The sequence below is a fragment of the Dactylosporangium sp. NPDC051541 genome (genome assembly GCF_044454505.1).
Lineage (GTDB): Bacteria > Actinomycetota > Actinomycetes > Mycobacteriales > Micromonosporaceae > Dactylosporangium.
In genome coordinates, this window is the sequence record NZ_JBITDU010000006.1 from 191,254 (window position 1) to 213,413 (window position 22,160).

Annotated in this window: 24 protein-coding genes; 18 read left to right on the forward strand and 6 right to left on the reverse strand. The window is 70.1% G+C overall.

Features of this window, described 5'->3' with window-relative positions; translation table 11 throughout:
• Positions 1-64: 64 nt before the first annotated feature.
• The 7 genes from ettA to ACIA8L_RS27435 all read left to right on the forward strand — a co-directional run bounded on the left by ettA (position 65) and on the right by ACIA8L_RS27435 (position 6,616).
• The gene (gene ettA, locus ACIA8L_RS27405; protein ID WP_395909270.1) at positions 65-1,744 is read left to right on the forward strand and encodes an energy-dependent translational throttle protein EttA; all 1,680 of its coding nucleotides are present in this window, start codon (positions 65-67) and stop codon (positions 1,742-1,744) included.
• 15 nt (positions 1,745-1,759) lie between these two features.
• Positions 1,760-2,161: an acyl-CoA thioesterase gene (locus ACIA8L_RS27410; RefSeq protein ID WP_395909272.1), complete on the forward strand. Its 402-nt coding sequence runs from the start codon at positions 1,760-1,762 to the stop codon at positions 2,159-2,161.
• Complete coding sequence (locus tag ACIA8L_RS27415; protein WP_395909274.1) at positions 2,161-2,784, forward strand: hypothetical protein; 624 nt, start codon at positions 2,161-2,163, stop codon at positions 2,782-2,784. The genes ACIA8L_RS27410 and ACIA8L_RS27415 overlap by 1 nt, the downstream gene beginning before the upstream one ends.
• 169 nt (positions 2,785-2,953) lie before the next feature.
• On the forward strand, positions 2,954-3,508 hold the full coding sequence (locus ACIA8L_RS27420; protein WP_395909275.1) for a YbjN domain-containing protein: 555 nt from the start codon (positions 2,954-2,956) through the stop codon (positions 3,506-3,508).
• 363 nt (positions 3,509-3,871) lie between these two features.
• Positions 3,872-5,752, forward strand: a complete 1,881-nt coding sequence (lepA, locus tag ACIA8L_RS27425) for a translation elongation factor 4 (RefSeq protein ID WP_395909276.1) — start codon at positions 3,872-3,874, stop codon at positions 5,750-5,752.
• Positions 5,749-6,246 (forward strand): NUDIX domain-containing protein, encoded by a 498-nt coding sequence (locus ACIA8L_RS27430; RefSeq protein ID WP_395909277.1) that lies wholly within the window; start codon positions 5,749-5,751, stop codon positions 6,244-6,246. The genes lepA and ACIA8L_RS27430 overlap by 4 nt, the downstream gene beginning before the upstream one ends.
• Before the next feature lie 91 nt (positions 6,247-6,337).
• Entirely contained in the window at positions 6,338-6,616 is a 279-nt protein-coding gene (locus ACIA8L_RS27435) for a GlsB/YeaQ/YmgE family stress response membrane protein (RefSeq protein WP_395909278.1), read from the forward strand.
• A 70-nt stretch (positions 6,617-6,686) separates the two neighbouring features.
• Here ACIA8L_RS27435 and ACIA8L_RS27440 read toward each other — a convergent pair whose 3' ends face one another.
• The 3 genes from ACIA8L_RS27440 to ACIA8L_RS27450 form a co-directional block, all read right to left on the reverse strand.
• Positions 6,687-7,610 (reverse strand): phytanoyl-CoA dioxygenase family protein, encoded by a 924-nt coding sequence (locus tag ACIA8L_RS27440; RefSeq protein ID WP_395909280.1) that lies wholly within the window; start codon positions 7,608-7,610, stop codon positions 6,687-6,689.
• A gap of 150 nt (positions 7,611-7,760) precedes the next feature.
• The gene (locus ACIA8L_RS27445) at positions 7,761-8,654 is read right to left on the reverse strand and encodes a hypothetical protein (protein ID WP_395909281.1); all 894 of its coding nucleotides are present in this window, start codon (positions 8,652-8,654) and stop codon (positions 7,761-7,763) included.
• Positions 8,655-8,710: 56 nt separating this feature from the next.
• On the reverse strand, positions 8,711-9,487 hold the full coding sequence (locus ACIA8L_RS27450) for an enoyl-CoA hydratase-related protein (RefSeq protein WP_395909282.1): 777 nt from the start codon (positions 9,485-9,487) through the stop codon (positions 8,711-8,713).
• Positions 9,488-9,504: 17 nt separating this feature from the next.
• On the opposite strand from ACIA8L_RS27450, the gene hemW reads away from it, so the two are divergent.
• Positions 9,505-10,701 carry a radical SAM family heme chaperone HemW gene (gene hemW, locus ACIA8L_RS27455; RefSeq protein ID WP_395909283.1) on the forward strand — a complete coding sequence of 399 codons (1,197 nt, stop codon included), beginning with the start codon at positions 9,505-9,507 and terminating at the stop codon, positions 10,699-10,701.
• A 45-nt stretch (positions 10,702-10,746) separates the two neighbouring features.
• On the opposite strand, the gene ACIA8L_RS27460 is transcribed toward hemW, so the two are convergent.
• On the reverse strand, positions 10,747-11,373 hold the full coding sequence (locus ACIA8L_RS27460; RefSeq protein ID WP_395909284.1) for a DUF4870 domain-containing protein: 627 nt from the start codon (positions 11,371-11,373) through the stop codon (positions 10,747-10,749).
• A 195-nt stretch (positions 11,374-11,568) separates the two neighbouring features.
• Between ACIA8L_RS27460 and hrcA the strand changes: the two genes are divergently transcribed.
• The 3 genes from hrcA to ACIA8L_RS27475 are packed head-to-tail and all read left to right on the forward strand — an operon-like array spanning position 11,569 to position 14,464.
• Positions 11,569-12,591 carry a heat-inducible transcriptional repressor HrcA gene (gene hrcA, locus ACIA8L_RS27465; protein ID WP_395909285.1) on the forward strand — a complete coding sequence of 341 codons (1,023 nt, stop codon included), beginning with the start codon at positions 11,569-11,571 and terminating at the stop codon, positions 12,589-12,591.
• Positions 12,592-12,644: 53 nt separating this feature from the next.
• Entirely contained in the window at positions 12,645-13,769 is a 1,125-nt protein-coding gene (gene dnaJ, locus ACIA8L_RS27470; protein WP_395909286.1) for a molecular chaperone DnaJ, read from the forward strand.
• Positions 13,766-14,464: a 16S rRNA (uracil(1498)-N(3))-methyltransferase gene (locus tag ACIA8L_RS27475; protein WP_395909287.1), complete on the forward strand. Its 699-nt coding sequence runs from the start codon at positions 13,766-13,768 to the stop codon at positions 14,462-14,464. The genes dnaJ and ACIA8L_RS27475 overlap by 4 nt, the downstream gene beginning before the upstream one ends.
• 3 nt (positions 14,465-14,467) lie before the next feature.
• Here the strand turns inward: ACIA8L_RS27475 and ACIA8L_RS27480 are convergent, their stop codons facing one another.
• A complete protein-coding gene (locus ACIA8L_RS27480; RefSeq protein ID WP_395909288.1) occupies positions 14,468-15,193 on the reverse strand; it encodes an SDR family NAD(P)-dependent oxidoreductase in 726 nt (241 codons plus the stop codon).
• Positions 15,194-15,213: 20 nt separating this feature from the next.
• Here ACIA8L_RS27480 and ACIA8L_RS27485 point away from each other — a divergent pair, with 20 nt between their 5' ends.
• Positions 15,214-16,563 (forward strand): serine hydrolase domain-containing protein, encoded by a 1,350-nt coding sequence (locus tag ACIA8L_RS27485; RefSeq protein WP_395909289.1) that lies wholly within the window; start codon positions 15,214-15,216, stop codon positions 16,561-16,563.
• A 15-nt stretch (positions 16,564-16,578) separates the two neighbouring features.
• Here the strand turns inward: ACIA8L_RS27485 and ACIA8L_RS27490 are convergent, their stop codons facing one another.
• Positions 16,579-17,364, reverse strand: coding sequence for a VOC family protein (locus ACIA8L_RS27490; protein WP_395909291.1), 786 nt, complete (start codon positions 17,362-17,364; stop codon positions 16,579-16,581).
• Between the two features lie 232 nt (positions 17,365-17,596).
• On the opposite strand from ACIA8L_RS27490, the gene ACIA8L_RS27495 reads away from it, so the two are divergent.
• The 6 genes from ACIA8L_RS27495 to ACIA8L_RS27520 are packed head-to-tail and all read left to right on the forward strand — an operon-like array spanning position 17,597 to position 21,897.
• The gene (locus ACIA8L_RS27495) at positions 17,597-18,673 is read left to right on the forward strand and encodes a PhoH family protein (protein ID WP_395909292.1); all 1,077 of its coding nucleotides are present in this window, start codon (positions 17,597-17,599) and stop codon (positions 18,671-18,673) included.
• Between the two features lie 14 nt (positions 18,674-18,687).
• The gene (gene ybeY / locus ACIA8L_RS27500) at positions 18,688-19,143 is read left to right on the forward strand and encodes an rRNA maturation RNase YbeY (protein ID WP_395909293.1); all 456 of its coding nucleotides are present in this window, start codon (positions 18,688-18,690) and stop codon (positions 19,141-19,143) included.
• Positions 19,144-19,149: 6 nt separating this feature from the next.
• Entirely contained in the window at positions 19,150-20,472 is a 1,323-nt protein-coding gene (locus ACIA8L_RS27505; RefSeq protein ID WP_395909295.1) for a hemolysin family protein, read from the forward strand.
• Positions 20,465-20,806, forward strand: a complete 342-nt coding sequence (locus ACIA8L_RS27510; RefSeq protein ID WP_395909296.1) for a cytidine deaminase — start codon at positions 20,465-20,467, stop codon at positions 20,804-20,806. The genes ACIA8L_RS27505 and ACIA8L_RS27510 overlap by 8 nt, the downstream gene beginning before the upstream one ends.
• Entirely contained in the window at positions 20,803-21,399 is a 597-nt protein-coding gene (locus ACIA8L_RS27515) for a DUF1349 domain-containing protein (RefSeq protein ID WP_395909297.1), read from the forward strand. Before ACIA8L_RS27510 ends, ACIA8L_RS27515 begins: the two co-directional genes overlap by 4 nt.
• Before the next feature lie 6 nt (positions 21,400-21,405).
• Entirely contained in the window at positions 21,406-21,897 is a 492-nt protein-coding gene (locus ACIA8L_RS27520) for an AAA family ATPase (protein WP_395909298.1), read from the forward strand.
• Positions 21,898-22,160: the final 263 nt, after the last annotated feature.

Consider the following 22,160-nt stretch of genomic DNA (forward strand, 5'->3'; position numbering starts at 1 on the left):
CGGCCTGGGAAGATTGGGCCGAACCCACACACGTTTTTGTTTCAAGCGGAGGTAGGAGCGCACCGTGGCGCAGTACATCTACGTGCTCGAGAAGGCGCGCAAGGCGCACGGCGACAAGGTCGTGCTCGACAACGTCACGCTGTCGTTCCTGCCCGGCGCGAAGATCGGTGTGGTCGGCCCCAACGGTGCCGGCAAGTCGAGCCTGCTCAAGATCATGGCGGGGCTCGACAAGCCCAGCAACGGCGAGGCCCGGCTCATGCCCGGCTACACCGTCGGCATGCTGTTGCAGGAGCCGCCGCTCAACGAGAGCAAGACGGTCCTCGGCAACATCGAGGAGGCCGTCGCCGAGACCAAGACCAAGCTCGCCCGGTTCAACGAGGTCGCCGAGCTGATGGCGACCGACTACACCGAAGAGCTCATGGACGAGATGGGCCGCCTGCAGGAGGAGCTCGACCACGCCGACGCGTGGGACATCGACTCCAAGCTGCAGCTGGCGATGGACGCGCTGCGCTGCCCCCCGCCGGACGCCGACGTCACCCAGCTCTCGGGTGGTGAGCGCCGCCGGGTCGCGCTGTGCAAGCTGCTGCTCGAGGCGCCCGACCTGCTGCTGCTGGACGAGCCCACCAACCACCTGGACGCGGAGAGCGTCAACTGGCTGGAGCAGCACCTGCAGAAGTACGCCGGCGCCGTCCTGGCCGTCACCCACGACCGCTACTTCCTGGACCACGTCGCCGAGTGGATCGCCGAGGTCGACCGCGGCCAGGTCCACGGCTACCAGGGCAACTACTCCACCTACCTGGAGAAGAAGGCCCAGCGGCTGGCGGTGGCCGGGCGCAAGGACCAGAAGCTGCAGAAGCGCCTCACCGAGGAGCTCGAGTGGGTCCGGTCCAACGCCAAGGCCCGCCAGACCAAGTCGAAGGCCCGCCTCGAGCGCTACGAGGAGATGGCCAACGAGGCCGAGAAGACCCGCAAGCTGGACTTCGAGGAAATCCAGATCCCGCCGGGCCCGCGCCTGGGCAACCTGGTCATCGAGGCGAAGGACCTGGTCAAGGGCTTCGACGAGCGCGGCGTGCTGATCGACGGGCTGTCGTTCACGATGCCCCGCAACGGCATCGTCGGCATCATCGGCCCCAACGGCGTCGGCAAGACCACGCTGTTCAAGACCATCGTCGGGCTGGAGAAGCCGGACGCCGGCTCGGTCCGGGTCGGCGACACGGTCAAGCTGTCCTACGTCGACCAGAACCGCTCCGGCCTCGACGGCGACAAGACCGTCTGGGAGGTCGTCTCCGACGGCCTCGACCACCTCATGGTCGGCAAGGTCGAGATGCCGTCGCGGGCCTATGTCGCCGCGTTCGGCTTCAAGGGCCCCGACCAGCAGAAGCCGACCAAGGTCCTCTCCGGCGGCGAGCGCAACCGGCTCAACCTCGCGCTGACGCTGAAGATCGGCGGCAACGTGATCCTGCTCGACGAGCCGACCAACGACCTCGACGTCGAGACGCTCTCCTCGCTCGAGAACGCGCTGCTGGAGTTCCCCGGCTGCGCCGTGGTCATCTCCCACGACCGGATGTTCCTGGACCGGGTGGCCACGCACATCCTGGCCTGGGAGGGCGACGACGAGGACCCGGCCAAGTGGTTCTGGTTCGAGGGCAACTTCGAGTCCTACGAGAAGAACAAGGTCGACCGGCTCGGGCCCGAGGCCGCGCGGCCGCACAGCGTCACCTACCGCAAGCTCACCCGTGACTGAGGGTAAGCGGCAGTAGTGGCCCGGTTCGTCTATCACTGCGCCCTGCGCTGGTCCGATCTGGACGCGTACGGGCACGTCAACAACGCGCGCTTCCTCACGCTCTACGAGGAGGCGCGCGTTGCGCTGATGTTCACCGCCGCCCGCGCGGCCGGACTGGAGTCGTTCGAGAACGGCATCGTCATCTCACGTCATGAGATCGACTATCTCCGCCCGGTCGACTACGGCGACCCGGTCCGCATCGAGCTGTGGATCGAGGAGATCAAGGCCTCGCGATTGATCGTGGCCTATGAGCTCTTCGACGGCGACGAGCTGGCGTCCCGGGCCCGGACGGTCTGCGTGCCATACGACCTGGACGCCGGCCGGCCCCGCCGGGTGCGCGACGTCGAGCGCGAGTTCCTCTCGCCCTACCTCGGATAATGGGCTGGCTGACCGACTCCGGCCGCGCCGACGCCTGCGCCTTCGCGGCGCGGGTGGCCCGGCTGGACCCGGGCGCGGTCGTGCGGCTGCGCCCGGCCGGGGAGCATGCGGTGGCCCTGTGGTCGCGGCTGCCCTGGGGCGTGCTCGTCACCCGGGGCATCGCCGCGGAGGTGGCCCGCGACCGGACCGTCTCGGCCCGGGATCTGCTGGCGTCCGTCGATGGCGACCTTCCCGCATCGCGGGACAGTGATTGGCGATGGTCGCTGCCGCCGGCGGCCGCCACGGTCGTCGAGCGCATCCCGGCGGCCGACGTCAAGCGGGTCGGCGCGGCGGCCGCGGAGACCCTGCGGACCGCCGCCGCGGAGGGGGTCGGCGGCCGCCCGGTCGGGTCGCGGATGCTCCGCGACGCCCTCCTCGATCATGAACCGATCGTGGTCACCACCGACGCCGGGCGGCGTATACCGGTCACGCAGCGTCTCGTCCAGGCGGTCATCCGCATGGGGTTCGTCGCCGACGCCGCCGGCGGGTTCGTCGATGTCCGGATTTCGGGTTCATGGACGGCTCTGGCCTGCGCATATGGCTCTGCCTGGCATCGCGGTGGCGGATCTTTGCTCATCGGATAGACGGCTGTAAGACCCTCACCCGAACGGGTGGGGCGAGGGTGAAATTGGGGGCTGCTGAAACTCGACCGAACGGGTACCGTCCTCTTTCGGGTCCACCGCCGAGCGAGTTCGGTTGGCGACGGACCGCACATGCGGGTGGAGGCGCACGGGGGAGCAGGGAGCCGGAGCGATGCCAAGGTGGCCATGGCGGACGGAGCAGGCGAGTGAGTCGAAGACCGACTCGATCGTGGCTCAGCTGTCGCGGGACGATGCAACCTCGACGATCGACGGAGCGTGCGAGAAGCCGCAGGAGGACGGCGCCGGTGTCATCGCGCCGGTGACGTTGTCGCGGGTCGCGGAGGCCCTCGAGAAGCTCGACATCCGATACCTGACCGACGGGGACGGCAGCCTGCTCGCGCTGTGGGAGCGCCACGCGGTGCTGTTCGCGCTGGAGGGTCCGTCGGACGAGATCCTGGTCATCCGGGCGCGGCCGCACGCGACCGTGCCGCCGGACTGGGCCGACCGCTCATACCAGGTGGTCAACGAGTGGAACCACACGCGGCGGTTCTACAAGGCCTACATCGGTGACCCGACCGACCGCGGCCAGCTGCCGATCTACGCCGAGATGCAGGTGCCGCTGCTCTCGGGCGTGCACGACGCGCTGGTCAACGAGCTCGTCGACTGCGCCGCCGTGGTCGCACTGGGCTTCGTGGACTGGCTCCACGACGAGGGTGCACTGCTGTAAGCGACGAGGGGTGCACTGCACTTAAGCCCTGCCGCCGACCGCCTTCACGCTTCCGGCGACAGGACCCGCTCCGGAGCGTGCCTGTGTAACGGTCCCCAAGTGACGCCCGGCCGGCGAGGCCGGGCGCGCGGCCGTCTCACCGGCCCCCGTTTCCGAACGAGGCCGGGGGACCGCGGTCCAGTATTGGATGCAGCGCTCTCGATGTCCTCTCGGCCGGCTCTCACACGCCTCTCGATACGTCGGCCATGGAGGGGTCTGTACCCAGCGATACGGGACTTACACCTCAAAATCAGGCCGGTGGGGCCTACGGCCGCGGGCGTGGGACCATGTAAGTGATCCCAGCCCGATGGAGAACGGACGCCTGTGCCACCGACGATCGACCCCGGCGCGAACCGCCCCGGCGCCACCGTGCCGGACCGGATCCGCAACTTCTGCATCATCGCCCACATCGACCACGGCAAGTCGACGCTGGCCGACCGGATGCTGCAGCTCACCGAGGTGGTCGACGCGCGGCAGATGCGGGCGCAGTATCTCGACCGCATGGACATCGAGCGCGAGCGCGGCATCACGATCAAGAGCCAGGCCGTCCGCATGCCCTGGAAGGTCCGCGAGGGCGACCTGGCCGGCGACAGCTTCGTGCTCAACATGATCGACACACCGGGCCACGTGGACTTCACCTATGAGGTCTCGCGCAGCCTGGCCGCGTGCGAGGGCGCCGTCCTGCTCGTGGACGCCGCGCAGGGCATCGAGGCGCAGACCCTCGCCAACCTGTATCTCGCGCTCGAGAACGACATGCAGATCATCCCGGTCCTCAACAAGATCGACCTGCCGGCCGCGCAGCCGGAGAAGTACGCCGAGGAGCTGGCCCACCTCATCGGCTGCGAGCCCGACGACTGCCTGCGCGTCTCGGGCAAGACCGGCGTCGGCGTCCCGCACCTGCTCGACGAGATCGTCCGCCAGATGCCCGCGCCGACCGCCGGCCGCGCGGACGGCGCCACCCGCGCGATGATCTTCGACTCGGTCTATGACGTCTACCGCGGCGTCGTCACCTACATCCGGGTCGTCGACGGCCGCCTCGGCGCCCGCGACCGGATCAAGATGATGTCCACCGGCGCCGTCCACGAGCTGCTGGAGATCGGCGTCATCTCGCCCGAGCCGATCAAGGGCGACGGCCTGGGCGCCGGCGAGGTGGGCTACCTCATCACCGGCGTGAAGGACGTCCGCCAGTCCCGGGTCGGTGACACCGTCACCATCAACGCCAAGCCGGCCACCGAGGCGCTCGGGGGCTACAAGGACCCCAAGCCGATGGTCTACTCGGGCCTCTACCCGATCGACGGCTCGGACTACCCGCTGCTGCGCGACGCCCTGGACAAGCTCAAGCTCAACGACGCCGCCCTGGTCTACGAGCCGGAGTCGAGCGCGGCCCTGGGCTTCGGCTTCCGCTGCGGCTTCCTCGGCCTGCTGCACCTGGAGATCATCCAGGAGCGGCTGGAGCGCGAGTTCAACCTCGACCTGATCTCCACCGCGCCCAACGTGGTCTACCGCGTGATCACCACCGACGGCACCGAGGTCGCGGTGACCAACCCGAGCGAGTTCCCGGACGGCAAGACCGGCGAGATCTTCGAGCCGACCGTCCGGGCCACGGTCCTGACCCCCAACGACTTCGTCGGCGCGGTCATGGAGCTCTGCCAGGGCCGGCGGGGGACGCTGCTCGGCATGGACTACCTGTCCGCCGACCGCGTCGAGCTGCGCTACACGCTGCCGCTGGGCGAGATCATCTACGACTTCTTCGACCAGCTGAAGAGCCGGACCAAGGGCTACGCCAGCCTCGACTACGAGCCCTCCGGCGAGCAGGCCTCCGACCTGGTGAAGGTCGACATCCTGCTGCACGGCGAGCCGGTCGACGCGTTCAGCTCCATCGTGCACAAGGACAAGGCGTACAACTACGGCGTCACGATCGCCGGGAAGCTGCAGAAGCTGATCCCGCGCCAACAGTTCGAGGTGCCGATCCAGGCGGCGATCGGCAGCCGGATCATCGCCCGCGAGACGATCCGGGCAATCCGCAAGGACGTGCTCGCGAAGTGCTACGGCGGTGACATCAGCCGCAAGCGCAAGCTGCTGGAGAAGCAGAAGGAAGGCAAGAAGCGGATGAAGATGGTCGGCCGGGTGGAGGTGCCCCAGGAGGCCTTCATCGCCGCCCTCTCGACCGCCGACACGCCGGCCACCGACAAGAACAAGAAGTGAGCGAGGCCGGGCGGTTCTGTCCGCGCTGCGGCGGGCGCACGAGCGATCTCCCGGCCAAGTGCGGGGCGTGCGGGTATGAGGCCTACCTCAACCCGCGCCCGACCGGCACCGTCGTGCTGGTGCGCGGCGACGGCACGTTCCTGGCCATGCGCCGGGCCCATCCGCCCCGGGAGGGCTGGTGGGACCTGCCCGGCGGGTTCTGCGAGGGCTTCGAGCACCCGGCCGACGCGGCCGTGCGCGAGGCCCGCGAGGAGCTCGGCGTCGAGGTCGAGCTGGGCGAGTTCGCCGGGATGCACATCGGCACATACGAGTTCCAGGGTGAACAGCTGCCGGTGCTCGACTCGTTCTGGGTGGCGACGATCAAGTCCGGCGAGATCGCCCTGGACCCGGCCGAAGGTAGCGAGTATGCCTGGCTGCCGCTGGCCGATCCGCCGGAGATGGCGTTTCCCTCGATGGACGCCGTTTTGCGAAGTTCCGCCGTCCGTAGATCTTAAGTGCGTTTGACTCCTCGAGCCGTCGGGCAATACAAGCTCAACCGCAAAGCACGACCCCCCTGGTTGAGCTTAGTAAAGAGGAGGAAGACCAGTGACTGTCACCGGAATCATCACCGCGCTGATCGTCGGTCTTATTGTCGGCGCGCTCGGGCGGCTGGTCGTCCCCGGCCGTCAGAACATCCCGATCTGGCTGACGATCGTCGTCGGTATCATCGCCGCGTTCCTCGGCACGCTGATCGCGAACGCGGTCGGCATCTCGACCGACACCCCCGGCATCGACTGGGGCGAGCTGCTGATCCAGGTCCTCGTGGCCGCCGTGGGCGTTGCCCTCGTCGCCGGCTTCGCGGGCCGGGGCCGCCGCGCCCTGTAAGTTTCACAGTCTGAAAATGCGCAAGGCCCCCGGTCGGCGAACCGGGGGCCTTGCGCATTTTGCGCGGTGCTTAACGCAGCCAGGGAATCGACCGGTCGAGCAGGCCGCGGGTCTTCAGCTCCTTGCGGAGCGGAATCTCCTCGTCAATGTAACCGTTCCAGTTGATGCCCCAGTAGTTGGCCGTGTGGGTCGCCTCACCGAGCAGCTGGCGCTGCACCGGCGTGCGGTTGTTCCACCACTCGCCGTCTTTGTCGATCGCGATCTCGTCGAGCGTGCGGATCCACCGGTAGGTGTAGCCGACGAAGAGCATCTTGCGGGTGATCGTCGAGTAGTTGGGGGACCGCGAGTGCCAGAGGCGGCGGTCGAAGATGAAGCAGTCACCGGGGTTCGCGGTGATCTCGACGGTGCCCTCGGGGTCCGGGTTGTGCACCGTGGTGTCGGCCGGGCGGGGCAGCGAGTTCCAGAGGTGGCTGCCCGGGATGACCTTGGTGGCGCCGCGGCCGGTCTCCGAGAGGTCGGAGATGACGTAGGCCACCTTCAGCGAGAACATCGGCCGCGGGAGGTTGGGGTCCATCGTCTCCGGGTCGGAGTTCTGCCGGTAGCCGTCCTGGTGCCAGCCCCACGACGGCGGCTCCTCCTCGGAGGTGGGCGGCGTCACGTCGAGGTGGTTGTGGTGCGTGTAGATGTTCCACCCGGCCAGGCCCCACATGTACGGGAAGATGGTCGGCTGGGTCAGCAGGTGCCCGAAGAGTTCGTCGCGGTTGAGGAAGCCCAGCAGGTGCAGCGTGCCGTCCTTCTTCAGGTGCGTCGCCGTGCCGGCCGCGATCTCCTCGGCGTAGACCCGGTCCATCGCGGCCTCGAGCGCGGCCCGGTGGTCCTCGGTGAGGACGTTGCGGACCAGCAGGAAGCCGTTCTCGTGGAACTCCTTGCGGTCGGCATCACTGATCGGCTCGTAGCCGGTGAGGTCGCCGTAGTCGGGTGCAGCGGACGTCATGTCCTCCCCTTACGTTTTCGTGGTGCCCGTGCGCGTTGTCTCGAACGACCGATGGTAACGCGAGGTGTATACGCGGCCGACTCGGGAGTTGGGCACGCGACAATGTCCGAACGGGCGACAACCCGCTGGTCGCGCTGAACGTCAAGGTCTCTAGTAGACCTCGGCGACGACCCGCTCCCCGCCTGGACCGGCGTCGATACCGCCACGCTCCGTCACGTGTGACCACGCTCCGCTCGCCGCCGTCCACTGCATGTCCGCATACACGACGCGCTTGATGCCGCGCTCCTGCGCGTGGGCGACCAGCCAGTGTGCGTACTGCCAGCCCGACTTCGGCTCGCTGACCTTGAGCGCCACCCCGACCAGGTTCGACACGTTCGTCGTCTTGACGGTGCCCCAGTCCAGCTTGAGGCTGGCGCCGAGCGAGCGGGCCGCCTCCGGGCCGCGGCTGGCCTGCTCGGTGACGTTGCACGCGACCGCGCCGGTCACCTCGCCGCTGAGCGCCTTAACCATGATCTCGGACTCGTCGGTCCACTTCTCGTAGGCGTCCGGGAGGGCGCTGCGCTGCACGGCCTGGGCGGCGTCGGTGACGCTCATCTTGTCCCAGCCCTTGACCTTGAGCAGGGCGGTGAAGAACGCGTTGGCGGCGAACCGCGGGTCGGCGATCTGCTCCGGCGTGCCCCAGCCCTGGCTCGGCCGCTGCTGGAACAGCCCGATCGAGTCCCGGTCGCCGCCGCCCAGGTTGACCAGCTTCGACTCCTGCCAGGCGGTGGCCAGCGCGATGACCAGGCCGCGGTGCGGGACCTTGCGGGTCAGCCCGACGGCGGTGATGGTGGCCGCGTTGGCCAGCTGGTCGCTGTCGAGCTCGACCTCGGTGGCGTCCGCGGTGGCCCCGACGGCCGCGTTGCCGGCGTTGACGACGCAGGCCCGGCTGGTGGCGATCCGCAGCGGGATGTCCTGGCTGACCCTGTTGGCGATGACGTATGCGCACAGGGCTACAGCGACCGCTGAAAGCGCCGCGATCGTCAGCAAGCGTCGGGCCCGCACGTCATCACCTCCTCATCAGGTCGAGAAGCGTACGTCCTGAACGCCAGCCTTCACGATCAGGCGGCGCCGTCCGGTACCCAGTTCGGGTTCCTTTTCTCCCGGAATGCCAGCATGCCTTCCCGGCCCTCCGCGGATCCGAAATACGACACAGACAGCTCCGTCAGCGCCCGGATCTGGTGCCGGAACGAGTCGGTCCGCGGCTGCCGCAGCAGGTCCTTGGTGCCGGCCAGGGCCTCGGGGGCGCCCCGGACCAGAGCCGCCACGTAGCCCGCCACGGTCGCGTCCAGCTCCTCGGCCGGCACCGCGGCGTTCACCAGCCCCACGCGCTGGGCGCGCGCACCGTCGAACGTCGCGCCGGTGAGGTACAACTCCGAGGCGTCCCGGGGCGAGAGTCGCGCGAGCACTGTGGCCGAGATCACCGCCGGCACCACGCCGATGCGGACCTCGGTGAACGCGAACGTGGCATCGGTGCTGCACACGGCGATGTCGGCGGCCGCGATCAGGCCCAGGCCGCCGGCCCGCGCCGGTCCCGCCACCCGGGCCACGACCGGCTTGCTGCCCTCCCAGATGGCGGCGAGGACCTCCCCGAGGCGACTGATCGGCGGCTTGCCGGTACCAATCGCAGCCGCTGTTTCTTTGAGGTCGGCCCCGGAGCTGAAAACCGGGCCGGTGTGGGTCAGCACGACCACGCGGACCGCGTCGTCGGCCTCGGCCGCCGCGAGCGCCGCGAGGAGCTCCTCGATCAGGCCCGTGGACAGCGCGTTGCGGTTGGGCGGGCTGTCCAGGGTGAGCGTCGCCACGCCCCGCCCCGTCGACGATCGCACGAGAGACATGCGGGCACACTAGTGAAATGCCCGGAGCACTACCAGAAGGCGAGCCGATGCCCCGCGACGGTGCCCTGCCCGACGGGGTCGCCGACGGCGCCGGTCGGCGGGGCTTCGGGGTCTACGTCCACGTGCCGTTCTGCGCCACGCGGTGCGGATACTGCGACTTCAACACCTACACCGCGAGCGAGGGCGTGCTCAGCGCCGGCTACGCCGACCAGGTCCTGGACGAGCTGTCCCTGGCGGCCAAAGTGGTCGACCCGGCCCGAGTCGACACAATCTTCTTCGGCGGGGGTACTCCCACGCTGTTGCCTGCGGCCGAACTCGCGAGGATCTTGGACGGCATCGACCGGACGTGGGGCCTGTCCACCGACGCCGAGGTGACCACCGAGGCCAACCCCGAGTCCGTCGACCCCGCCGGCCTGCGGGAGCTGCGCGCGGCCGGGTTCAACCGGATCTCGCTCGGCATGCAGTCGGCCGCACCGCACGTGCTGGCCGTCCTGGACCGCCGGCACACTCCGGGCCGGCCCGCCGCGGCCGCCGCCGAGGCCCGCGCGGCCGGGTTCGAGCGGGTCAACCTGGACCTGATCTACGGCACGCCGGGGGAGCGGCCCGAGGACTTCGCGGCCTCCCTCGCCACCGTCGTCGACGCCGGGGTCGACCACGTCAGCGCCTACGCCCTGATCGTCGAGGACGGCACGCGGATGGCGGCCCGGATGCGCCGGGGCGAGCTGCCATACCCCGACGACGACGTGGCCGCCGACCGCTACATCGCCGCCGACGAGACCCTGCGGGCGGCCGGTTTCACCTGGTACGAGGTGTCGAACTGGTCGAAGGACTCGCCCTGCCGGCACAACGAGCTCTACTGGCGGGGCGGGGACTGGTGGGGTCTCGGCCCGGGCGCGCACAGCCACGTCGGCGGGGTGCGCTGGTGGAACGTGAAGCACCCGCACGCCTACGCCGCCCGGCTCGCGGACGCTTTGTCGCCGGCGCAGGCCCGTGAGGTACTGACGCCGGATGAACGGCACATGGAGGACGTGCTGCTGCGCATCCGGCTCGCGGACGGCCTGCCCCTCGATGTGCTGGACGCGGCCGGTCGGGCCGGGGCCCGCGACTGCCTCGCCGGCGGGCAGCTCGACGCCGATGCGTTCGCGGCCGGCCGGGCCGTGCTGACGCTGCGCGGCCGGCTCCTCGCCGACGGCGTCGCCCGGGCCCTGACATGAAGCAGGGGCGGCCGGTGTGGCCGCCCCTCTCCGCACGTCCGGTGCTTACTTGATCATCCGGAAGGTCAGCGGGTAGCGGTACAGCTCACCGTTGTTGGCCTTCACGCCGCCGATGATCGAGAAGACGATGACGACGATCCACGGCACGAACAGCGAGATGAACAGCGTGCACACCGACAGCAGGGCCCCGATGAACAGGATGATGCCCCACGTGATGTGGAAGTTCAGCGCCTCGTTCGCGTGCGCCTTGACCGTCGGCGACTCGTTGCCCTTGGCGAGGAGCGCGACGAGCGGGGCGATGAAGCCGAAGAGCACACCGCCGAAGTGGGCGATGAGCGCCCAGGTCTTCTCGTCGCTGTTGTTGTAGCCGACCGGCGTGAAGCCCGGTCCGCCGGCGGGTGCGCCGTAGGCACCGGCCTGGCCGTACTGCCCGGGCTGCTGATAACCCGACTGCTGGTAACCGCCCGGCTGCTGCTGCTGGTATCCGGGCTGCTGGTATCCGCCGGGCTGCTGCCCGTAGCCGGCACCCGAGGTGGGTGGTGTGCCGTAGGCCCCGCCGCCACTGGACGGCGGCGGGTACCCGCCACCCGACACGGGCGGCTGGGGCGGATACCCGTAGTTAGGGTCCTGCGGCTGGCCGTAGTCCCCCGGGGGGCGAGGTGGTTCACTCATGCCGCCACCGTAGGGGCATCGATCAAGTGGCGCCAGCGACACGACATGACTTCTTTTAGACAACTTTTACCCAGTACAGCGGCGGTGGCGCCGAGGGTCGGCCAAACGATCATCGCGTGCCTGTGGACGCCTGACGTAGACTGGCACTCACCAGTTGGGAGTGCCAGTCTGTGTGCTAGTCCCGGAGGAGGTGCCATGGCCCTTGACGAGCGCAAGCTCGAAGTGCTCCGCGCCATCGTCGAGGACTACGTCGCCACCCAGGAGCCGGTCGGCAGCAAAGCGCTGGTCGAGCGGCACAACCTGCGGGTCTCCCCGGCGACGGTCCGCAACGACATGGCCGTCCTGGAGGAGGAGGGATTCATCCGGCAGCCGCACACCAGCGCCGGCCGGGTGCCCACCGACGCCGGCTATCGGCTGTTCGTCGACAAGCTGTCCCGGGTCAAGCCGCTCAGCCAGGCCGAGCGCCGGGCCATCGAGCGGTTCCTGATCGGGGCGGTCGACCTCGACGACGTCGTCCACCGCACGGTCCGGCTGCTCGCGCAGCTGACCCGGCAGGTGGCGGTGGTGCAGTATCCGAGCCTGTCGCGGGCGAGCGTCCGGCACTTCGAGCTCGTCCCGATCTCCACCACGCGGCTGATGGTGGTGATGATCGCCGAGACCGGCCGGGTCGAGCAGCGCCTGGTCGAGCTGCCGGCCCCGATCCTGGCCGACGACGTCACCGAGCTGCGCCGGCTGATCAACGAGAAGCTGGTCGGCAAGCGGCTGGCGGACACGCCACCCCTGGTCGTCGCCCTCGTCGAGGAGTCGGCGCCGGGACTGCGGCCGCCGATGACCGCCCTTTCGACGGTACTGCTGGAGACGCTGGTCGAGCGGACCGAGGAGCGCATCGCGCTCGCCGGGACCGCCAACCTGGCCCGCGGCGGCCTGCTGGACTTCCAGGGCTCGCTGCGGCCGATCCTCGAGGCCCTCGAGGAGGAGGTCATCCTGCTCAAACTCTTCGGCGAGGTCGAACCCAGCATGACGAGGGTCCGCATCGGCGACGAGAACGAGATCGAGGACCTGCGGACGGCTTCGATCGTGGCCACCGGCTACGGTCCGGGCACCACGATCGTCGGTGGGATGGGCGTGCTCGGCCCGACCCGCATGGACTACCCCGGAAACATCGCGACCGTCCGGGCCGTGGCACGCTACGTCGGCGACCTGCTGGCACAGAGTTGACGGCTACATCAGCGTTGCACTCAGCATCGACTATCTCAGGGGCATAGGACTCAGTGGCGAAGGACTATTACGGGATTCTCGGCGTCAAGCGGGACTCCACAGCCGATGAGATCAAGCGGGCCTACCGGCGGCTGGCCCGCGAGTTCCACCCGGACGTCAATCCGGACCCGGCGGCGCAGGAGAAGTTCAAAGAGATCAACGCCGCCTACGAGGTCCTGTCCGACCCGCGTAAGCGGGAGATGGTCGACCTCGGCGGCGACCCGCTCGCGCCCAGCGGCGGCGGAGGCGGCCCCCAGGGCGGCGCGTTCGTCGGCTTCCAGGACATCATGGACGCGTTCTTCGGCACCCAGTCCGCCCGCGGGCCCCGCCCGCGCGTGCGCCCGGGCGCCGACGCGATCCTGCGCCTCGACCTCGACCTGCACGAGACCGCCTTCGGCGTCGAAGCCCCCATCCAGGTCGACACGGCCGTGGTCTGCACCACCTGCCAGGGCGCCGGCACCGCCCCCGGCACCCAGCCGCAGACCTGCGAGATCTGCCAGGGCCGCGGCGAGGTCCAGTCGGTCCAGCGCACCTTCCTCGGCCAGGTCGTCTCGGCCCGCCCCTGCGCGGCCTGCCAGGGCTTCGGCACCGTGATCCCGCACCCGTGCGCCACATGCGGCGGCGACGGCCGGGTCCGCACCCGCCGCTCGCTCACCGTCAAGATCCCGTCGGGCGTCGAGGACGGCATGCGCATCCGCCTGGCCCAGCAGGGCGAGGTCGGCCCCGGCGGCGGCCCGCCCGGCGACCTCTACGTCGAGATCCACGAGCGCCCGCACGACGTCTACTCCCGCAAGGACGACGACCTGCACTGCCGCGTCACGGTCCCGATGACCGCGGCCGCGCTCGGCACCCGCCTGACCATCAAGACCCTCGACGGCGAGGAGACGGTCGACGTCAAGGCCGGCACCCAGCCGACCTCCACGCTGCGCATCCGCGGCAAGGGCGTCCCCCACCTCCGCGGCGCCGGCCGCGGCGACCTCTACGTGCACCTCGACGTGCGCACCCCGACCCGGCTGGAGCCGGAGCAGGAGCGCCTGCTGCGCGAGTTCGCCCGCACGCGCGGCGAGGAGGTGGCCGAGCTGTCCAAGCAGGGCGGCTTCTTCTCCCGCATGCGCGATGCGTTCAACGGCCACCAGTGAGCCTGCCCCTTTTCCTGATACCGTCGCTGCCGCCCGGCCCGTCATACGTCCTCGACGGGCCGGAGGGCCATCACGCCGCCGACGTGCAACGCCTGACCCCCGGCGAGGCGCTGCTCCTCGCCGACGGCCGCGGTGGCCTGGTGCGCGGCGTCGTCGTCTCCGCGCGCAAGGGTTCGCTGGCCCTGGAGCTGGACTCGCCGACCTTCGAACCCGCGCCCGACCCCGCCCTGACGGTGGTGCAGGGGATCGCCAAGGGGGAGCGCGGGGAACTGGCAGTACAACTGCTGACTGAAGTTGGTGTTGATCGGATCGTGCCGTGGCAGGCGGCGCGCTCCGTAGCGCGGTGGAAGGACGACCGGCCCTTGGAGCGCTGGCGGTCGACCGTGCGCGAGGCGGCCAAGCAGTCCCGCCGCTCGTGGGTTCCCACGGTGTCGCCGGCGGCCACGACGAAGCAGCTGTCCCTCTCCGGAGTGGTTTTCGTCCTGCACGAGGAGGCGTCGGTGCCCCTCTCCGCGGTCCCACTGCCCTCGTCCGGCGAGATCACGTTGGTCGTAGGCCCCGAAGGCGGTGTGGCCCCCGAGGAGCTCGATGTGATCGGCGGGACACCGGTCCGTCTCGGCCGCGAGGTGCTGCGGACGTCGACCGCCGGTGCCGCCGCCGTCGCCGCCCTCTCGGTCCGCCTCGGCCGCTGGTAGGACCTAGCGGAAGTAGCTGGCGCCGTTGAGGTCGAGGATGGCGCCCGAGGACCATTCCGCCTGCGGGGATGCCAGGTGCAGGACCGCCGCGGCGATCTCCTCCGGGGTGGCGACGCGGCCGAACGGGCTCTGGGCTCGGATCGCGTCGCCCTCCGGGGCGGCGAGCAGGTCGGCTACCAGGTCGGTGGCCACGAAACCCGGCGCTACCGCGGACACCGCGATGCCCTTCGGGGCGAGGGCGCGGGCCAGGCTTTGGGTCATCGAGTTGAGGGCGGCCTTCGACGCGCCGTAGGCCGGGTGGTCGGGCTCGCCGCGGTAGGCGCCGCGGGAGCTCACGTTGATGATGCGGCCGCCCTGGCCCAGGTGCCGGGCCGCGCACCAGCAGACGTTCGCCGGGGCCAGGAGGTCGACGGCGAGGGTGTCGTGCCAGGCCCGCTGCCATTCCTCGTAGTTCACGTCGAGGATCTTGTGCTCGATGTAGACGGCGGCGTTGTTGACCACCACGTCCAGGCCGCCCAGGGCTTCGGCGGCCCGGTCGACGACGGTGCGGACCGCGTCCGGGTCGGACAGGTCGCCGAAGACGACTGCGTGGCCTTCGGCGGGCAGACCGAAGTCGGCGGGGGTGCGGCCGTGGACGGCCACCCGGTCGCCGGCGGCGGTGAAGGCCTGGGCGATCGCGGCGCCGATTCCGCGGGCCGCGCCGGTGATCAAGACCCTGCGAGCTGTCATGCGCGAAATAGTATTCCGGGATGAAGGTGTCGCAGCGGTATGAGCGGATGGTTCGGGAGACCCAGGCCGACGCCCGGGTTCCCGGGCTGAGCGTGGCTGTCCATCGGGCCGATCGGCCGCTGTGGACGTTGCAGGTGGGCGAGGGAGTGGACGCCTCCAGTCAGTTTCGGATGGGGTCCATCACCAAGACGTTCACGGCCGTGCTGGTCATGCAGTGCCGGGATGAAGGGCTGCTCGGCCTCGACGATCAGATCGCTCGGCACCTGCCGGTCAAGGCGCACGGGGAGCTCACCGTCGGGCGGATGCTGTCGCACCTGTCGGGGCTGCAGCGGGAGCCGTTCGGGGACGTGTGGGACACCATGCTGGCGCCCGACCTCGAAGGGCTGCTCGCGCAGCTGGACCGGGCCGAGCAGGTCCTGCGGCCGGGGCTGCGGTTTCACTACTCCAACCTCGCCGTCGCGCTGCTCGGGCACCTGGTCGGGCGGCTGCGCGGCGGGACCTGGGCCGAGGTGCTGCAGGATCGGATCCTGGACCCGTTCGGGCTCGCCGACACCGCGGTCACGCCCGAGCGGCCCGTGGTCGGGTATCAGGTCGATGCCTGGTCGGACTTCGCGCAGCCCGAGCCGCCCGCCGACTTCGGGGCCGTCGGGCCGGCGGCGCAGCTGTGGAGCACCGCTGGGGATCTGGCCCGGTGGGGTGCCTTCCTCGCCGATCCGCGGGAGATGGACCCGAACGGGACCGTGCTGTCGGCCGCGACCGTCGAGGAGATGCGGGCGCCGCAGGTCGTCACCGAGGATGTGCTCTGGGTGCGCGCGTTCGGGCTCGGGCTGATCCTGCATCCGCGGGCCGGGAGCGAGCGGGTCGTGCACGTCGGGCATGACGGGGCCATGCCAGGGTTCCTCGCCGCGGCTTACGGGCGGGTCGGCGGCAGCGGCACGCCGCGAGCGCTCGGGGTGGCGTCGCTCGGCTCATCCGGTACCGCCGGGGAGATCTGTGCATTGCCGCACGAACTGCTCGATGCCGTCGCCGAGCACGACCCCGCGGAGATCGCGCCCTGGGTGCCGGGGCCGGCCGCGCCCGCGCAGTTCCGGTCGGTGCTCGGGCGGTGGTGGGGCGAGGGGTTCGAGTATGTGTTCACCTGGCGGGACGGTGCCCTGCACGCGCGGGCGGCCGAAGCCGCGGTCAAGCGGCCGCCGGCGGTGTTCGCGCCGGTGGACGGCGCGCCCGACGTGTTCCGGACCGTGTCCGGGCGGGAGGCGGGGGAGCTGCTGCGGCTGACCCGGGACGCGGACGGGGTCGTGGTGCGGCTGCACTGGGCGACATACCGGTTCACGCGTGGTCAGGAGACCTTCGACGGGTACCAATTCTGAAATGGCATTTGGCACTCAACGACTGATCATGGTGAAGACGGCGCCGTTGGGGTCCTCGATGACGGCCAGGCGGCCGTGCGGGGAGTCGAACGGGCCGTGCTGGACCCGCCCGCCCGCCTCGACGACGCGCTCGGCGGCCGCGTCGGTGTCGTCGGTGGCGAAGTACACCGTCCAGTGTGCGGGAATGCCGTCCCACTCCGAGTTCATCGTGAGCCGGCCCGCGACCGGGTCGGCGTCGCCCAGGCTCCACGCCGAGTAGTCGAACAGCTCGTCGCCGGCGTCGACCGTGCCGGGAATCTTGGTCTGCCGGTAGCCGAACAGGCCGTGGTAGAAGAAGTCGGTCACGGTGGGTTCGCGGGTGTTCACCTCGGCCCAGCACAGGGCGCCGGCCTCGTCGAACAGCTGCGAGCCGGTGTGGCGGCCGGGCTCCCAGGCGCCGAACGCCGCGCCCGATGGGTCCATGGCGAACAGCATCCGGCCGTTCTCGGGGATGTCCATCGGCGCGACGAGCATCTTGCCGCCGTGCTCCTCGATCCGGCGGGACGTCTCGGCCAGGTCGTGCGACATGAGGTACAGGCTCCACGCGGCCGGCAGCTGCTCGGACCCGGGCATCGGCGGGCTCATGCCGGCGACGATCCGGCCGTTGCGCAGGCACATCACGTAGTTGCCGAAGTCGGCGCCGGTGTCGGCGTACTCCCAGCCGAACACCGTCGCGTAGAAGTGCTGCGCGGCCGGCACGTCCGCGGCCACGACGTCCGCCCAGCAGGGCTCGCCGTCGATGTATCCGGTGCGCTCGACCATGCTGGGCCCTCCCTCGGTAAACCGGTCATCTGCCTCCCTATCAGCCCAGGTGGGTGGTCCGTGGCGGATTCGGCGCAGACGGCATGTTCGGCCGAACACGATCGAGCGGCGCGTCCCGCGGAAAATGGGAACGGCCGTATGCGCGGTCAGCCGATACCATGAAGAGCCTGGACATGAGCCCAGGCTGGAGCGAGCCCGGAAGCAGGTGCTTGAGGCCCATCGCGGCCAAGGTATGACCGAGACCCCAAACCCCGCGCCGGCAGCTGCGTCGGAGCAGCCCGTGCGGGCCATCAGCAAGATCACCGTTCCCGACCCCCACGTCATGGTCAGGCTGCTCGGGGCCGGCGACGAGATCCTCAAACTCGTCGAGCGGTCGGTGCACAGCGATGTTCACGTGCGGGGCAACGAGATCACCATCACCGGCGTGGCCGCCGACAATGCGCTGGCCGAGCGCATCTTCGGCGAGCTGATCGAGCTGGTGCGCAAGGGTGAGACGCTCACTCCGGACACGGTCCGGCGCACCGTCGGCATGCTGCAGCAGAACACGACCGAGCGCCCGGCCGAGGTGCTGACCCTCAACATCCTCTCCCGGCGCGGCCGCACCATCCGGCCGAAGACGCTGGGCCAGAAGCGCTACGTCGACTCGATCGACCAGCACACGATCGTGTTCGGCATCGGACCGGCGGGCACCGGCAAGACCTACCTCGCCATGGCCAAGGCCGTGCAGGCGCTGCAGGCCAAGCAGGTCAACCGGATCATCCTGACCCGCCCGGCGGTCGAGGCCGGCGAGCGGCTGGGCTTCCTGCCCGGCACGCTCTACGACAAGATCGACCCGTATCTGCGCCCGCTCTACGACGCGCTGCACGACATGCTCGACCCGGAGTCCATCCCGAAGCTGATGGCGGCCGGGACGATCGAGGTGGCGCCGCTGGCGTACATGCGCGGCCGCACCCTCAACGACGCCTTCATCATCCTGGACGAGGCCCAGAACACCACGCCCGAGCAGATGAAGATGTTCCTGACCCGGCTCGGCTTCGGTTCCCGGATCGTCGTCACCGGTGATGTGACCCAGATCGATCTGCCCGGGGGGACCCGCTCCGGCCTCCGGGTCGTCCGTGAGATCCTCGACGGCGTCGAGGATGTCCACTTCGCCCAGCTCGGCAGCGCCGATGTCGTGCGCCACCGCCTGGTCAGTGAGATCGTCGACGCCTACGCCCGCTGGGACGAAGCGCAGGAGGCTCAGCAGCAGCCGGTGCGCGCCGTCCCGGACCGCGCCGCACAGGGCGGCCGGCCCGGGCGCCGCAGATAGCCCCGGGAGCCCCGTTGTCCATCGAGATCGCCAACGAGTCCGGCGTCGACGTCAACTCCGACACCGTGCTCGCGGTGGCTCGGCACGCACTCGACGAGATGGGGGTCAACCCCCTCGCCGAGCTGTCGATCCTGTGCGTCGACGTCGAGTACATGACCGAGCTCAACCACCGCTGGATGGACGGCGAGGGCCCGACGGACGTGCTGGCCTTCCCGATGGACGAGGGCAGCGTCGACCACGGCCCCGGCGAGGGCTCCGGCGAGCCGGCGCTGCTCGGCGACATCGTGCTCTGCCCGGAGGTGGCCGCCAAGCAGGCCGCCGCCGCCGGGCACGCCGCGATCGACGAGCTGGCGCTGCTGACCGTGCACGGCATCCTGCACCTGCTCGGATACGACCACGCCGAGCCCGAGGAAGAGGCCGAGATGTTCGGTCTGCAGGCCCGACTGCTGGAGAGCTGGCGAAAGTCTTGATCCTCTGTGAGTGACGTCACACTGCTGACGACGGCGGCCGGCCTGGTCGTCCTCGCCGGGCTGTTCGCGATGACCGATGCCGCGCTCAACGTGGTCTCGCCCGCTCGCGCGCACGAGCTCGCCCGCGAGGGGAAGCCCGGCGCCGGAGCGCTCGAGGTGATCGCCGCGGATCCGGCACGGTACATCAACCTCCTTCTGCTCTTGCGGTTGTTGAGCGAGCTCACGGCGACCACGTTGGTGGCCCTGGAGACGGCGGCGGCGGTCGGCGGCCATCGCGACTGGCTGGCCGCCCTCATCACCGCGGGGATCATGACGGTCGTCAGCTTCGTCGTGGTCGGCGTCGCGCCCCGCACGATGGGCCGTCAGCACGCATATCAGGTCGCCCGCTTCGCGGCCCCGCTCGTGCGCTGGCTCGGCACGGCCCTGGGTCCCCTGGCCCGCCTGCTGATCCTGATCGGCAATGCGGTGACACCCGGCAAGGGGTACCGCGAAGGCCCGTTCGCCACCACGATCGAACTCCGGGAGCTCGTCGACATCGCCGAGCAGCGCGGCGTCGTGGAGCACGGCGAGCGCGACATGATCCACTCCGTCTTCGCGCTCGGCACGACCATCGCCCGCGAGGTCATGGTCCCGCGCACCGAGATGGTCTGGATCGAGGCCCACAAGACCGTGCGGCAGGGCCTGATGCTGGCGATGCGCAGCGGGTTCTCCCGGATCCCGGTGGTCGGCGAGAACGTCGACGACGTCCTCGGCATCGTGTATCTGAAGGACCTCGTCCGGCGTACCTCCGGCAACGAGCCCGGCGCCGGCGAGATGCCGGTCGCCCAGATGATGCGGGACGCGACATTCGTACCGGAGTCGAAGCCGGTCGACGACCTCCTGCGCGAGATGCAGGCCAAGCGCACCCACATGGCCGTGATCATCGATGAGTACGGCGGCACCGCCGGCCTCGTCACGATCGAGGACATCCTGGAAGAGATCGTCGGCGAGATCACCGACGAGTACGACGTCGCCGAGCGCCCCCCGGTCGAGGAGCTCGCCGACGGCGCGGTCCGCGTGACCAGCCGCCTGCCGATCGAGGACCTCGGCGAGCTGTTCGGGGTCGAGCTGCCGGCCGACGAGGTCGAGACGGTCGCCGGCCTGCTCGCCCAGTCCCTCGGCCGCGTCCCGATCCCCGGCGCCACCGCCGTCGTCGGCGGCCTGGTCCTGGTGGCCGAGGGCACCGCCGGTCGCCGCAACCGCATCGACACCGTCCTCGTCCGCCGGGCCGACCCCGACGACGAGGACCAGGCCAGCCACGAGACCGAGAGGCAGCACGCCGATGCCTGACGACCTGACCGCCGAGGACACCAAGCTGGTCACCTTGGCCCGGGCCGCCCGCGCCCGCACCGGCGCGGTGGAGGGCGCCGCGGTCCGCGACGGCGACGGCCGCACCTACAACGCGGCGTCGGTCACGCTGCCGTCGCTGTCACTGACGGCCCTGCAGATGGCGGTCGCCTCGGCGGTCTCGTCGGGTGCCACGAAGCTGGAGGCCGCGGCCGTCGTGACGGAGGCCTCGACGCTCGACGGCCTCGGCCACGCCGCCGTCCGCGACGTCTCCCCGGCCGCCCCCATCCACCTGGCCGCGCCCGACGCCACCGTCTTCGCCACCGTCACCGAGTGACCGCGCCGCTGGAGCAGATGTCCTGGCGGCACGAGCCGCGGACGTGGTCGCTGGAGGGCGGCGTCCTCCGCGCCGTCACCGAGCTGAAAACCGACTTCTGGCGCGAGACGTTCTACGGCTGGACGACCGACAACGGACACTTCTTCCACCAGCCGGTCAGCGGCGACTTCACCGCCGAGGCCATCGTGTCGGCCAAGCACACCACCCGCTTCGACCAGGCCGGCATGATGGTCCGGGCCGACGCGCGCAACTGGCTGAAGTGCGGCCTGGAGGTCACGTCGGGCGCCGTCCAGGTCAGCACCGTCCTGACCCGCGACTACTCCGATGTGTCCATGGCGCCGATCACCGGCTCCACCGCCTTCGCCGGGTTCACCGGCGCGCTCGGGATGCGGGTCACCCGCTTCGGGGCCGCGCTGACCGTGCACTGCCGCACCGGCGGCGGCCCCTGGCAACTGCTGCGCCTCGGCCACCTCGACCTTCCGGCGACCGTGGACGTCGGCGTCATGTGCTGCTCACCAGAGCGGGCCGGGCTGGAAGCGACCTTCCGGGACTTCCGGATCGGCCCGCCGATCTCCCGGGACGGCCTGGAGTAGCCGCCGATGGGCCGGCGAAACTACCTGATCGAAGGCGTGTCCGGCACCGGCAAGACCGCCGTCGCCGACGAACTGCAGCGCCGCGGCCACCACGCCGTCCACGGCGATCGCGAACTGTCCTACCAGGGCGATCCGTCAACCGGCGAGCCGACCGACACCAGCACGCACGAGCACCACATCTGGCGGGTCGACAAGGTGCGGGCTCTGGTCGCGGCCCAGGATTCGGCGGCGACCTTCTTCTGCGGCGGCGCGCGGAACTTCGCCAAGTTCATCGACCTGTTCGACGGCGTGTTCGTCCTGGAGGTCGACCTGGACACGCTGCACCGGCGGCTGGACGAGCGCGCCGACGGCTGGGGCAAACAACCGGCGGAGCGCGAGCTCATCGTGCGTCTCCACCGGACGAAAGCCGACACTCCACGCGTCGGCATCATCATCGACGCCCGCCCGCCGATCGAACACGTCGTCGACGAAATCCTCCGCCGGGCCGACCTACCGTAACCCGTGTACATCGCGCGCCAAAACTCTCCGCAATCAATCGGATGCATTCCGTGTGCTCGAAATGATGGAGAATGTAACGGGTGAGGAAACGATCAATTCATTGATCATTTTTTCCGTGTGGCGGGATCCATGTAACCTTTCGGGCGGACCCGAAATCAGAGACGCACCGTCGACCGGCGTTGTTCAATGGCGAGTGTTCCGGTGTGTGTCACGCAGGGATCCGGAAACGCGAGTGGGCCTGCCGCGAAATGCGCGGTGGCCGG

Bases quoted from the DNA above. Each gene is read 5' to 3' on its own strand.
- ACIA8L_RS27415 (WP_395909274.1), top strand. From the start codon at position 2,161: ATGGGCTGGCTGACCGACTCCGGCCGCGCCGACGCCTGCGCCTTCGCG.
- ACIA8L_RS27420 (WP_395909275.1), top strand. From the start codon at position 2,954: ATGCCAAGGTGGCCATGGCGGACGGAGCAGGCGAGTGAGTCGAAGACC.
- ACIA8L_RS27440 (WP_395909280.1), bottom strand. From the start codon at position 7,610: ATGACGTCCGCTGCACCCGACTACGGCGACCTCACCGGCTACGAGCCG.
- ACIA8L_RS27450 (WP_395909282.1), bottom strand. From the start codon at position 9,487: ATGTCTCTCGTGCGATCGTCGACGGGGCGGGGCGTGGCGACGCTCACC.
- hemW (WP_395909283.1), top strand. From the start codon at position 9,505: ATGCCCGGAGCACTACCAGAAGGCGAGCCGATGCCCCGCGACGGTGCC.
- ACIA8L_RS27460 (WP_395909284.1), bottom strand. From the start codon at position 11,373: ATGAGTGAACCACCTCGCCCCCCGGGGGACTACGGCCAGCCGCAGGAC.
- hrcA (WP_395909285.1), top strand. From the start codon at position 11,569: ATGGCCCTTGACGAGCGCAAGCTCGAAGTGCTCCGCGCCATCGTCGAG.
- ACIA8L_RS27480 (WP_395909288.1), bottom strand. From the start codon at position 15,193: ATGACAGCTCGCAGGGTCTTGATCACCGGCGCGGCCCGCGGAATCGGC.
- ACIA8L_RS27485 (WP_395909289.1), top strand. From the start codon at position 15,214: ATGAAGGTGTCGCAGCGGTATGAGCGGATGGTTCGGGAGACCCAGGCC.
- ACIA8L_RS27490 (WP_395909291.1), bottom strand. From the start codon at position 17,364: ATGGTCGAGCGCACCGGATACATCGACGGCGAGCCCTGCTGGGCGGAC.
- ACIA8L_RS27495 (WP_395909292.1), top strand. From the start codon at position 17,597: ATGACCGAGACCCCAAACCCCGCGCCGGCAGCTGCGTCGGAGCAGCCC.
- ACIA8L_RS27510 (WP_395909296.1), top strand. From the start codon at position 20,465: ATGCCTGACGACCTGACCGCCGAGGACACCAAGCTGGTCACCTTGGCC.
- ACIA8L_RS27520 (WP_395909298.1), top strand. From the start codon at position 21,406: ATGGGCCGGCGAAACTACCTGATCGAAGGCGTGTCCGGCACCGGCAAG.